8 protein-coding genes are annotated in these 12,750 nt (G+C 75.4%); all 8 read right to left on the bottom strand.

What is annotated here, in order from left to right; genetic code table 11:
• Positions 1-19 precede the first annotated feature (19 nt).
• Positions 20-1,300: an MFS transporter gene (locus ACFZBD_RS07180; protein WP_391136857.1), complete on the bottom strand. Its 1,281-nt coding sequence runs from the start codon at positions 1,298-1,300 to the stop codon at positions 20-22.
• Complete coding sequence (locus tag ACFZBD_RS07175; protein ID WP_391136854.1) at positions 1,297-1,527, bottom strand: hypothetical protein; 231 nt, start codon at positions 1,525-1,527, stop codon at positions 1,297-1,299. Before ACFZBD_RS07175 ends, ACFZBD_RS07180 begins: the two co-directional genes overlap by 4 nt.
• Positions 1,528-1,736: 209 nt before the next feature.
• The gene (locus ACFZBD_RS07170; protein ID WP_391136851.1) at positions 1,737-3,056 is read right to left on the bottom strand and encodes a glutamate synthase-related protein; all 1,320 of its coding nucleotides are present in this window, start codon (positions 3,054-3,056) and stop codon (positions 1,737-1,739) included.
• Positions 3,053-4,051 (bottom strand): amino acid--tRNA ligase-related protein, encoded by a 999-nt coding sequence (locus tag ACFZBD_RS07165; protein ID WP_391136848.1) that lies wholly within the window; start codon positions 4,049-4,051, stop codon positions 3,053-3,055. Before ACFZBD_RS07165 ends, ACFZBD_RS07170 begins: the two co-directional genes overlap by 4 nt.
• A 105-nt stretch (positions 4,052-4,156) precedes the next feature.
• A complete protein-coding gene (locus tag ACFZBD_RS07160) occupies positions 4,157-5,572 on the bottom strand; it encodes a methylaspartate mutase (protein ID WP_391136845.1) in 1,416 nt (471 codons plus the stop codon).
• Positions 5,569-6,114 carry a cobalamin-dependent protein gene (locus ACFZBD_RS07155; protein ID WP_391136842.1) on the bottom strand — a complete coding sequence of 182 codons (546 nt, stop codon included), beginning with the start codon at positions 6,112-6,114 and terminating at the stop codon, positions 5,569-5,571. The genes ACFZBD_RS07160 and ACFZBD_RS07155 overlap by 4 nt, the downstream gene beginning before the upstream one ends.
• Positions 6,115-6,309: 195 nt before the next feature.
• Positions 6,310-6,516 carry an MbtH family NRPS accessory protein gene (locus ACFZBD_RS07150; RefSeq protein WP_391136839.1) on the bottom strand — a complete coding sequence of 69 codons (207 nt, stop codon included), beginning with the start codon at positions 6,514-6,516 and terminating at the stop codon, positions 6,310-6,312.
• The gene (locus ACFZBD_RS07145; RefSeq protein WP_391136836.1) at positions 6,513-12,656 is read right to left on the bottom strand and encodes an amino acid adenylation domain-containing protein; all 6,144 of its coding nucleotides are present in this window, start codon (positions 12,654-12,656) and stop codon (positions 6,513-6,515) included. The genes ACFZBD_RS07150 and ACFZBD_RS07145 overlap by 4 nt, the downstream gene beginning before the upstream one ends.
• Positions 12,657-12,750 lie beyond the last annotated feature (94 nt).

The raw sequence follows: 12,750 nt of genomic DNA, 5'->3' as shown, positions 1-12,750 counted from the left end.
TCCTGTTCGGGTGGGCGGATCACGCGGGGGCGGGAACCGGGCTCTCGGCGGCCGGCTCGGGCCGCTGCCGCAGCGCGAGGAAGGCCGCGACCGGCGACACGGCGGCGATCGCCCCGCACAGCAGCCACGTCTGCTGCACGCCCAGCACCAGCGAGAGGGAGCTGAACAGCGCGATCGACAGCGGGGCGGTGCCGATCCCGGCGAGGGAGAGCGTGGACATCGCCGCCCCCATCCGGTCGGTCGGCGCCGCCTCCTGATAGAGCGTCACGATCGCCGGGCCGTTCAGCCCGGAGAGCAGACCGACCGCGGCGGCCACCAGGGTCAGCGACAGCGGAGTCGCCATCAGCGCCATCACCGTGATGCCGACCGCCAGGCCGGCCCCGGTCACGACCAGCCGGACGAACACCGGGATGCGGTGGGCGAAGGCGGCCCCGAGCGCGCTGGAGCCGAGCGCCCCGACGCTGAAGGCCGCCAGCACCATGGCCACCGCTCCGACGCCCCAGCCGCGCTGGTGCACGAGCAGCGGCAACGCCACCTCCGCCGGCCAGCTGAACGCCATGTCCAGGCAGAGGGAGGCGACGAACATCCAGCGCAGCCGCGGATGCCGGGCCAGCAGCCGGAAGCCGTCCCCGGACCGTCGCAGCAGGGACGGGCCGCCCCGGCTCCTGGCCGGCCGGGTGAAGCCGCGAGTGACGTGGAGCAGGCAGCCGAGCCAGATCACGCCGGTGGCGGCGGCGGCCGCCATGGCCACCCACAGCTCGCCGACGGTGATCAGCCACGCGCCGGCCGGGGCGCCGAGGATCGGGGCGACCCGGAGGACCATCGCGTACGCCGAGTTGGCGCGCGCGAGCTGCCCGCCGCTCGCGAACCGCGGCAGCAGCATCCCGGAGGCGGGGCCGGCCAGCCCGAGCAGCATGCCCTCCACCAGGGCGATCGTCACCAGCGGCCACAACTGGTGGGTGGTGGCGGTGACGACCGCGCCGAACGCGAGCAGGGCGGCGCGGGCGCTGGTGGTGCGCAGGAGGACGAACCGGGGCCCGAGGGTGTCGGCGACCGCCCCACCGAAGATCAGCATCAGGGCGCGGGGCACGGTCGCCGCCAGCATCAGCAGGGTGACGGCCTTGGTGCCGCCGATCTGCACGGCCGTCCAGTTCATCGCGATGAGGAGCCCGAAGCTGCCGAGCTGGACCGCCGCCTGGCCGCCGACGAGCGCGCCGACCCGGCCCCAGGGCACGGCGGCGGCCGGCCCCGGCGCGGCGGGGGGAGCCGTGGAGGCGGGGGCGGGCGACGTGGTGGTCATGAGGGGGTCCTTCGGGTGGCGGGTGGGTGGGGGAAGGCGGCGGTGACGGCCCGTACGCCGGCCCGCTCGGCGGCGTGGGCGAGGGTGGCCGGCCCGGCCGGGGTGCCGAGCACCCGGAGCTCCAGGCGTCCGCCGAGATGCGCCCGGCCGGTACGGGCGAGCCGCCGGGCCGCGGCCTCCCCGGCGGCCCGGGCCGCGACGGCGGGGGCCCCGGGGGCCACCGTCACGCCGGGCAGCACTCCGTCCGGGAGGAACCGGGCCCGTACGGCGAACCCGGCGCCCGGACACGCGGGCAGCGGCCGGGGGGCGGCGGGCCGAGGCGGTGGCCCGTGGTGTCGCGCCCGGCGCCGACCGCCTTCCGGCGCTCCACCGAGCGAGCGCCGGGCCCGGCGGGACGCTCCCGCCCGTGGCCGGCCCCGTCCGTCCGGTCGGGCGGTCATGGGCGGGGCCCGGTGGGGACCGCGGGCGGGGTGGCGAGGGCGGCGGGGGCGGGGGGCCAGAGGTCGGCACGGCTCAGGGCCGAGGGGCTGTACTGCCCCAAGGCGCTGACCAGCAGGCGGACTTCCAGCGCGAGCGCCTCCGCCAGCCGGGACAGGCCGTGCTCCCGGTCCTCGTCCACGGCGAGCAGTGCCGCCCGGCCGAGCCCCACCGCGGTCGCGCCCAGGGCCAGCGCGCGGACCGCGCGCCCGCCCTCCCACATCCGCCCGGAGGCCAGCAGGCTCGCCCCCTCGGGGCGGTCGACCGCGTCCAGGCAGGCGGCCAGGGGCAGCCCGACGCCCTCCAGGAACACCCGGGGCGCCCACCCGGTGCCGCCCTCGGCGCCGTCCACCGTGACCGCGTCCGCCCCGGCCGCCCACGCCGTCGCGGCGGCGGTGGCGATGTCACGGCCCGGGTGGAACTTCACCCACGTACGGGCGAGCGGGAAGTTGTTCCTCATGAAGCGCAGTTGCTGACGGACGATCTCCTCGGTGAACGTGCCCGGGGTCGCGCAGCGCAGCCGCGCCCCGTCCGGCACCAGCTCCTCGCCGAGGGCGAACTTCCCTGCGGCCGCCAGCCGTTCGGCCTCCGCCGCGCCGACGACGGTCATCCCGCCGAGCCCCGGCTTGGCGCCCTGGCCGATCTTCAGCTCGAAGCCGAGCCGCCCCGAGTCGCGCAGGGCCCGCGAGGCCGGGTCGCTGTAGAGGAGGTTCCACACCTCGGAGTCGGCGTCCTCGGTGGACTGCTGCACCACGACGCCGCCGGCACCGTCGTCCGCGGCCTCCGTGTACGCCTCCACCCGGGCCAGCAGCACCGAGCGGTAGCCGTGCACCGGCACCATGTTCTCGCCGATGACCATCGGGATGCCGAGCCGTCCCGCCTGCCGGGCCGCCGCCACCGCCAGATCACCGCTTCCGGCCCGCGTCGAGCCGAACGCCGAGAGATATACGGGGAGTCGGGAGGCGAAGCCGCCGATGCCGGTGCGCAGGTCCACGTCTCCGTGGCCGGGCTCCCGGCCGAGTTCGATGAGCTTCTCCAGCCGTCGGGGCATGAAGACCGGCGGTGCCAGGCGCAGCGCGTCCAGCTCGTCGAGGACGGCGGGTGGGGCGGCGGCCCCGGACGGGTCGGTCGCGGTCGACACGGCCCCGGCGGGGTGGGCGCCGAACAGCGCCGACCCGTAGGCACCGGCCGGCGGGAAGACCTCCGCCGCGCCCCGGCGCGCCCGTGCCCGGACCGCCTCCTCGGGGAAGCCGCCGGCCGTCAGGGAGGGGGTGTTCACGGCGCGATCACCCCCGGCAGCTTCGGGTAGGCGCTGACCTGCCACAGGGCGTCCAGACCGGTCAGGAAGCGGACCAGCCGCTGGAGGCCCATGCCGAAGCCGGCGCTGGGCGAGAGCCCCTCGCGCGCCAGGTCGAGGTACCAGGCGTACTTGGCCGGGTTCTCGCCGCTCTCCCGCATCCGGGTGACGATCGTCGGATAGTCGGCCTCCCGCTCGCTGCCGCTCACCAGCTCGCCGAAACCGCCGTGCGCGATGAGGTCGAAGTTGCGCAGCACACCGGGCCGTTCGGGATCCTCCCGGTCGTAGAAACCGCGCGAACCCTTCGGGTAGTCGTTGACGAAGAAGGGGCAGCCCGCCTCCTCGGAGAGGATCCGCTCGGCCTCCCAGTCGATCTCCCCGTCCGGACTCTGGGCGTGGCCGAGCGCGGCCAGCCGCGCCACCGCCTCCTCGTGCGTGCACGCCTCGAACTTCCCGGCCCGCAGCTCGGCGAACGCCCCCTCCTCGCGCCCCAGTTCACGCAGCACGTCGGGAACGGACGTCCAGACGTGCTCCACGACCCGGGTCAGCAGCCCGGCGGCGATCTCCTGCGCCTCCTCCCGGCTCGCCCCGGCCATCTCCACGTCGATCTGGTGGAACTCCACCAGGTGCCGGCCCGTGCCGGCGGTCTCAGGCGGCTCCACCCGCACGTTCGGGGCGATGTAGAACAGCCGCGGGAAGCCGCGCAGCGAGGCCTGCTTGTACAGGATCGCGCTGGTCATCAGCTTGTACGGGCGGCCGTAGTAGTCCACGTCGAGCGCCTTGGCGCCCCGGCCGCCGGGGTCGGTGACCGGCCCGATCAGCGGGGGGAGCAGCTCGGTGAAGCCCTCGCCGCGCAGGAACTCCCGCGCCGCGTACAGCGCTTCCTGCTGGACCAGCATCGCGGACCGCAGGCGCGGCGACGCCAGGTGCTCGCCGAGGGAGGGAGGGGCGGGAGCGGGGGTGTGGGCGTGTTCCATGTCTGTCTACTCCAGAGGGTCGGGTGGGGCGGCAGGGGCAAGGTCAGGCGGGAGGGAGAGGACCGGGCGAGCGAGCCGACGCCGTCCGGTCAGCCGGTCGGCCGGTCAGGCGGGAGGGGTGAGGTCGGGCCGGGGTGCGGCAGTCGGCGCAGGCCCGGGCGGTGACGCGGTGTCGTAGCGGGCCGCGACACCGTGCAGTGCGGCCAGCAGCCCGTCGGAGGTCAGCGGAGTGCGGCCGCCGGGGGCCGCGTACGGCGGCACGGGCATCGACCCGGTCTCCGCCCAGCGCAGCCGGCCGCCGGGGTCGACGAAGCTGCGGGAGCGGCCCGCGTTGTCGGGGTGCAGGCAGTACGGCACGTCCAGGATCCCGCGTGCGAAGGCGGTGCGCAGCGCCCGGCCGAGGTCGGTGCCGAGGTCGAGGACGGCGTCCACGAAGGCCCGGGCCTCCCGGTACACCTCGCTGTCGGCCTCGAGCGCCGCGGCGACCGTGGCATCCGCCGGCGCCGCGAGCCCGGCTCTTGCCGCGGCCGTCTCCAGGGCGCGGACGTTCTCCCGTACGGTCGGGATGCGGTGCGCCTCGGCCGCCGTCTTGACGATCAGCCGCTGCGCTCCGGCGTGGACGGCGAGCCGCGCGGAGTCCTCCAGGAGCCGGGTCGCGCCGTGCGCGGTCCGGGGGAAGACCCCCATGTAGGTGTAGAGGACGACGTGCCGGTCGGTGTCCGGGGGCAGCAGTTCGGCGGCCAGCCGGTGGAGGGCCCGGACGGCCTCGGCGTCCTGCACGGGGTCGGTCTGCTGGGCGTAGCTGAGCGAGACGCTGCGGATGCCGTGCCGGGTGAAGAACAGTCCCTCCAGCACGCTGAGCGCCACCAGGAGTCCGGGCGGGCAGAGCTGTCCGAGCATGCAGCCGCCGAAGCTCTCCAGGTGCGGCACGCGTGGTGCGGGCGCCAGGGCCGCGAGGAGTTCGCAGGCCCGCGCCCAGTTGTCGACGGACCGGGCCAGTGGCGTACGGCCGTAGGGCAGGCAGTACGAGACGGGGCCGCCCTCGGTCGCGTCCAGGCCGGCGGCGGCGAGGGCCCGGACGATGGCCTCCGGCCGCGAGGAGCCGTGGCGCACCTGGACGGGGAAGGCGGGGCCGAGGATCCCGTCGAGCATGGCGCGGGTGCGTTCGGCGGGGTGGGCGGCGATCGGGTATCCGTTGAGGGGGGCGCCCTCGGCGAGGGCCGCGCGGGCCGCCGCGAGGTCGCCGACCCGGGTGTAGCTGTCGATGGTGAGGGTGCCGACCGTGACCGCCGCGGCGGCCCGGGTGGCGGCCAGTCCGGCCCGCATCCGCTCCGGGGTGTCGAAGCCCATCCGCGGCTGGACCACGAGCCGGCCGGCCGCGGCCGCCCGGGCGACGAACCCGCCGAAGGAGAGCGGGGCGGGCGGGCCCGGGGGAAGGGGCGCCCGGGGCAAGGGGAGGGGGAGGGGGCCGTCCCGGTGGTCGTCCACCGGGACCGCGAGCAGCCCCCCGGCCGTACTCACGCCACGGCCCCCGACGCCACCGGCACCCGCGCGGGGACGACCGGCACCCGCTCGGACACGACCGGCACCCGCTCCGCGGAACCCGGAACGGCGGGGGGTACGGCCATGGGTGCCGCGTCGTCGTCGGCCGGGTCGGCGAGGACGAGTGCGGCCGTGAACGCGCGCAGGGCCTGGACGTCGCCGTCGTCGAACACGGCGGAGCAGCCGGCCTCCAGGAGCATGTTCCGCCGCTCCTCGTCGGCCCGCCCGGCGACGCCCAGCTTGCCTCCGACGACCACCGGGACCTGAACTCCGGCGGCCCGCAGGGCGCGGACGGCGGAGAGGCCGTCGCGGTAGCCGTGGCCGTTGACGCTGCTGATGACGACCAGGTCGGGCCGGGGCTCCGCGCAGGCCGCCACGAGCAGCTCGTCGGGGACGCAGGGGCCCAGGCCGGTCACCTCATGGCCCTGCTCCTCCAAGAACAGCCGAAGGTAGACGAGATTCCAGGTATGGGAATCCGACGCCGTACCGGTCAGCAGTACCTTCACACTCCGTCGTCGCATGCCCCCAATATAGGAACGGGCAAGGAGGGAAAGAGGAAGTTGCGGCGGCAGAAAAGGCGGAAACCTCAGCCGCCGGCGACCCGGAGAGCTCCGGTTGCCGAGGGCGGGCGGAAAGCTCGGAGAAAAGCATCGAGCCGCGGTCCGGACATGATCCGGACCGCGGCTCTCGGTCGTGCAGGTGCTTCGATATTCCCGTCAGACGTACTGGGCGAGCAGGCTCTTGGGCCGGATGTCGGTCCAGTTCGCCTCGACGTACGCCAGCGCCTCGTCCCTCGGGCCGGCCCCCCACACACTGTCCCAGCCTGCGGGAACCTCGATGAACACCGGCCACAGGGCGTGCTGGCCCTCGGCGTTGACCACCACGTGGAAGCTGCCCTCGGTGTCGTCGAAGGGATTCGTCATGACAGACTCCTCATTTTCTCGGAAAGGATACGGCCGATCATTTCAAGGGGTTCCGGTTCGCCCATCCGCGTGTGGATGACGGGAATGGTGTGCTTCTCCACGACCCCGTCCACATAAGGGATCCAGGAGTCGGAAAGAATGTTCTCGGGGGCGCCTTCTCCCTGCGCCGCGAAGAAAAGCATGTCCGTCGTCACCGGGCGCGGCGCATAAAGGTTCATGATTTCTGCATGGTCGATGGAGGCGCCGATCACGGAGCGGATCTCGCCGTCCGAGAATCCGCCCAGGACGGGGTCGGTCTCGCGGACGAGCCCGATCAGGCCCTCCACGTCGAAGGGGGCGTCCGCGGGCTCGTCGGCGGCGTCGCCGACCAGCATCTCCCGCTTCTGCGCGGGGGTCATCCGCCGGCGCTCCGGCTCCGTGGGCAGCAGGTGGACGTCCATCATGGCCAGCAGCTCGGTCCGCTCGCCGAGTCCGGCCAGCCGTACCGCGAGCGCGTGAGCGACGGTTCCGCCGAACGACCAGCCGAGGAAGCGGTACGGGCCGTGCGGCTGGACGCGCCGGATGTGCGCCAGATAGTCCTCGACCATCGCCTCCACGGACTCCGGGCTGTGCCCGAGCTCCGAGAGCGCCCGCGCCTGGATCGCGTACAGCGGCTGGTCCGGGCCGAGGTGCCGGGCCAGACCCACGTACGACCATCCCACGCCGGTACCGGGATGGATCGCGAACAGCGGCCGCCGGGTGCCGCCCGGCTGGAGCGGCAGCAGCACCCCCATCGGGTCGAAGCCCGAGGGCTCGTCGGCGAGCAGCCCGGCCACCGTCGGCGTACGGAACAGGTCCCGGACGCCCAGCTCCAGGCCGAGCGCCGTCCGCATCCGGCTCACCAGCCGGACCCCGAGCAGCGAATGCCCGCCCAGCGTGAAGAAGTTGTCGTCGATCCCGACCCCGCGGATCCCGAGGACGTCCTCGAAGAGTCCGCACAGCACCTCCTCGCGCGGGGTGCGCGGCGGACGCCCGGACGGGGCCGCCGCCGGTGCGGGCGCCGGCAGCGCCTTCCGGTCCGGCTTGCCGTTCACGGTCAGCGGGATCTCGTCCAGCAGGACCGCCGCCGCCGGCACCATGTGTTCGGGCAGCTCACCGCCCGCCCAGCGCAGCAGCTCCTCCGCGGTGAGGGAGTGGCCGGCGCGCGGCACCGCGTACGCCACCAGGCGCTTGCCGCCCGGGCCGTCGTCGAGGACGACCACGGCGACGCGCCCCACGCCCGGGTGGCGGGCCAGCGTCTCCTCGATCTCCCCGGGCTCGATCCGGAACCCGCGCAGCTTGATCTGCCCGTCCGCCCGCCCCACGAACCGCAGTTCGCCGTCGGCCGTCCAGTGCACCAGGTCGCCGGTGCGGTACATCCGGCTGCCGTCCGCGGCGAACGGGTCGGCCACGAACCGCTCCGCGGTCAGCCCCGGCCGGCCCAGATAGCCGCGCGCCACCTGCGCCCCCGCCAGGTACATCTCCCCGGCGACCCCCACCGGCACGGGCCGCAGCTGCTCGTCCAGGACGTGCACCCGCGTGTTGTCCAGCGCGGCCCCCAGGAACACGCCGGGCAGGACGCGGCAGTCGCGGTCAAGCCGCTGGTGGTGCGAGGCGAACGTGGTCTCCGTCGGACCGTAGCTGTGCACCAGCACCGTGTCCGGGCAGTGGTCCAGGACCCGCTGCAACGCGGCGGGGGAGGCCACGTCCCCACCGGTCCACACCTCGTCAAGCAGCTTCAGGGTGTCGAGACCCTCGTCGGCCATGATGTGGAACAGCCCCATTGTGAAATAGGCCGCGGTCACCCCGTGGGCCCGGATCGCGTGGTCGAGCTCGGCGAGGTCCGTGCCCGAGCCGGGCGCGAAGACCAGCTCGCCGCCGTTCAAGAGCGGCACCCACAGCTCGTACGTGGAGGCGTCGAACCCGATCGCCGAATGCACCAGCATCCGACGGTGGTTGCGGTGGTTCCAGCAGCGGTCCGTGACCAGCTCCACCACATTGCGGTGGGTGACCCCGACGCCCTTCGGCCGGCCGGTCGACCCCGACGTGAACATCACGTACATCAGGGCGTCCTCGCCCACCGGCACCCGCGGGTCGCCGCGGCGGCAGTCCGGCACCGGCGTGTCCGCCGACAGCACCCGTACCCCCGCCGCCAGCTGCCCCGCCACCGGAGCGCCGTCGGCGTACATCTCCTGGGTGACGAGCACCCGCGCCCCCGTATCCTCCATGATCATGGCGATGCGGGTCTCCGGCAGCCGGGGGTCCAGCGGGACGTACGCCGCCCCGCACTTCAGGGCCGCCAGCGCCGCCACCAGCAGGTGCGGGGTGCGGTCGAGGAGCAGCCCGACCGCGCCGTGCGGCCTCGTCCCGGCCTCGATCAGCCGGTGCGCCAGGGCGTTCGCCCGGGCGTTCAGCTCGGCGAAGGTCAGCGTCTCGTCCTCGTACCGCACCGCGATCGCCCGCGGCGTGCGGCGCGCCTGCTCCTCGAACCGCTCGTGCACCAGACCGGGCTCCACCCGGGGCACCGCCGTGGCGTTGTAGGCCGCCAGCCGGTCCGTCTCCCGCGCCGACAGCAGCGGTACGTCCCCGATCCGCGTCCCCGGCTCCGCCGCCACCACCCGCAGCAGCCGTGCCACGTGCGCCGCCAACTGGGCCGCCGTGGCCGCGTCGAAGAGGTCCGCGGCGTACTCCAGGACCCCCGCCAGGCCGGCCGGGTCTCCGTCCGTGTCCCGGGTCTCCCGCAGCGCCAGCGTCAGGTCGAACTTGGTGAGCCCCGACGCGGCGCCCAGCGCCGTGCCGGCCAGCGGCGAGTCCGCCGGGGCGGTCCGCTCGGCCGGATGCACCTGCACCATCACCTGCACCAGCGGGTGGTGGGCGGTGGAGCGCACCGGGTTCAGCTCCTCCACCACCAGGTCGAAGGGGAGCTGCTGGTGGGCGAAGGCCGCCAGATCCGTCTCCCGCACCCGCCGCAGCAGCTCGGTGAAGGACGGATCACCCGAGGTGTCGGTCCGCAGCACCAGCGTGTTGACGAAGAACCCGATCAGCTCGTCGAGCGCCTGGTCGTCCCGGCCCGCGACCACCGTGCCCAGCGGCAGATCGGTGCCCGCGCCGTGCCGGGTCAGGACGGCGGCGAGGGCCGCCTGCACCACCATCAGCAGCGTCGCGCCGTGCTCCAGGGCCAGCGCCTCCAGCCGGGCGTGGACCTCCGCGTCCAGGCCGGGGACCGGCGTTGCACCGCCCCGGTGCGTGGCCTCCGCCGGGCGGGTCCGGGCCGGCGTCAGCTCCAGGGCGGGCGGCGCACCGGCCAGCCGGTCCCGCCAGAACGCGGTCTGCTCCGCCGCCTCGGGGCCGGCCAGCATCCGCTGCTCCCACAGGGTGTAGTCGGCGTACTGCACCGGCAGCGGATCCCAGGCGGGGGCCGCGCCGCCGAGACGGGCCGCGTACGCGGCGGCGAGACCGTCCAGCAGGGGCCGCGCCGACCAGCCGTCGGCGGCGATGTGGTGCACCAGCACCACGAGGGTCTGCGCCCCCGGCTCGGCGTCCTGCTGTGCTTTCCCCGCCCCGGCCTCTCGGGACGCGTTCCCCGGTGCTGCGGTCCGTCGTCCTTCCGGGTGTCCCGGCTCCGGGGCGGTCTCGATCAGCCAGGCCCGGAACGGAATCTCCCGGGCGAGGTCGAACACGTATCCCGCCGCCGCGTCCACGGCGGCCGCCAGCCCCCCGGCGTCCGTCGTCACGACGTCGAGCACCGGTCGGACGTTCTCCCGCACCTCCTGGTACGGCTGACCGTCCACCGCCGGATACACCGTGCGCAGCACCTCGTGCCGTTCGGCCGTGTCGGCGAGCGCCCGGGCCAGAACCCCGGCGTCCAGCGGCCGGTCGGGCCGCAGCACGAACGGGATGTTGTACGAACGGCCGGGTCCCTCCAGCTGGTCGACGAACCACAGCCGGCGCTGCGCGTACGAGAGGGGCAGCCGCTCCGGCCGCTGTGCGCGGGGCACGGCGGCCAGCGGGGGACGGCCCCCGGCCGCGACCGCCGCACCTGCCGTACCCGGTGCGTCCGATGCGCCGGCCGACGCGGCGGCGAGGCGGACGGCCAGCCGGGCGGGGGTCGGCGCGAGGAACAGGTCCCGCAGCCTCAGGTCCGCCCCGAGGACGGCGCGCACGCGGTTCATCAGCCGTACGCCCGCCATCGAGTGGCCGCCGACGGCGAAGAAGTTGGCGTCCGGGCCGACCTCCTCCCGGCCGGTGATCTCGGCGAAGATCCCGCACAGCGCGGTCACGACGGCCGGATCGGCCGTGGTCTCCCCGGCGGTCCCAGGCGCGGCGCCGGGCCCCCGGCCCCCGTCGGACCCCTCCGCTCCGTCCGGCCCCGCCAGGACCGTGGTCCGCGACGGGCGGGCGGCCAGCGACTCCCGCTCGGCCGCCGACAGCAGGGGTACGGAACGCACCGGCACGTCGCCGCCGTCGGCGAACCGGCCCAGCGCCCGGACGTAGGCGTCGAGCAGCAGCCGGGCCGTGGCGGCGTCGAACAGGTCCTCGGCGTAGCTCCACCACAGCTCAAGGCCGCCGTGCCCGGGGCGGGCGACGACCGTGACGGCGAGGTCGAACTTGGCGGCGTCCAGGCCGGTCTCCTCGTACCGGCCGCCGAGGGTGTCCCCGATCCGCACCGCCCGCGCGTCCGCCCCCGCCGCCTCTTCCTGGACGGCGAGGGTCACCTGGAACAGCGGGTTGGCGCCGGGTGCCCGGCGCGGGTTGAGCAGCTCCACCAGCCGGTCGAAGGGCAACTCCTGATGGGCGTACGCCCCCAGCGCGGCCTCCCGGGCGCGGGCCACCAGTTCGGCCGGTCCCGCCTCCCCGGAGACGTCGGTGCGCAGCACCAGGGAGTTCACGAAGAAGCCGACCAGCTCGTCGAGGGCCTCGTCGGAGCGCCCGGCCACCGGGGTGCCGATCGCCACGTCGGGTCCGGCGCCGCAGGCGTCCAGGGCGGTGGCGAGGGCCGCCTGGGCCACCATCAGCAGACTGGCGTCCGCGCCGGCGGCCCGGGCGGCCAGCCGCGCGTGCGTCTCGCCGTCCAGCTCGGCGGTGAGCGTGCCGGCCCGGCCGCTCGGGGCGGCGGGCCGCGGCCGGTCGGCGGGCAGGTCGAGCAGGGGAGGCACACCGGCGAGGGCGCCCCGCCAGTAGGCGGCGAGCTCCGTGTCGTCGGCGAGCAGCTCCTGCTGCCACAGGGTGTAGTCGGCGTACTGCACCGGCAGGGGCTCCCAGCCGTGCTCGTGCCCGGCGAGGCGCGCGTCGTAGGCGACCCCGAGGTCCCGCAGCAGCGGGCCCACCGACCAGCCGTCGGTCGCGATGTGGTGCGCGAGCAGAACCAGCACGGCGCCGCCCCCGTCCTCCGCGCCGCCCGCGCCCTCCGCGCCGTCGCCGTCCGGCAGGAACAGGGCGGCTCGCAGCGGGAGTTCGGCTGCCAGGTCGAAGGTGCCGGAGGTGAAGCGGGCGACCTCGGCGGACACGTCGGCGGGCGGGCAGGCACGCGCCGTGAGCGTCGGGCGCGGCCGGTCGAGGACGAGCTGGCGCGGCTCACCGGCGTCGTCCGCCGGATACAGCGTGCGCAGCACCTCGTGGCGTTCCACCACGTCGCCGAGCGCCGCCTCCAGCGCGTCCCGGTCGGGGACGGAGTCCAGACGGACCACCAGCGGCAGGTTGTAGGTCGCGGCGGGACCCTCCAGGCGGTGGAGGAACCAGAGCCGACGCTGCGCGAACGACAGGGGTACGCGGTCCCCGGCCGCCGGCCCGACCGCACCGAGGTCCACGGCCGCACCGGCGGACAGGGCCGGCAGCAACTCCCGTAGCTCCGGCGCCTCGGCGGCCTCGTCGCGGGCCGAACGGAGCGCCGCCAGGAGCGCGACGGCCCGACCGATCCCGGTCTCGGTCCCGCCCTCGGCCTCCGCCGGACCCTGCGCCCGATCCGCGCGCAGGGCCACGGCCAGGGCCAGTTGCCCGTACGTCATCCGGCGCTCACCGTGCACCAGCGCGACCCGCTCGGGACCGGCGGCGACCTGCGCGTCGAACCGGTCCAGGGGGCCGGACCCGGAGGCGGCAGAGGCGGGGGGAGCGGTCGAGGGCATCGCGTGGCCTCCAGGTGAGGGGTGAGAGGGGTCCGGGATCGGGACCTCCTCCCGACTCCGCCCACCACGCTACGAGCGCGACCACCCCGCGGCG

This window comes from Streptomyces sp. NPDC008121, assembly GCF_042957155.1.
Lineage (GTDB): Bacteria > Actinomycetota > Actinomycetes > Streptomycetales > Streptomycetaceae > Streptomyces.
The sequence above is the reverse complement of the archived record's forward strand: the minus strand, read 5'-3'. Positions and strand labels throughout refer to the sequence as shown.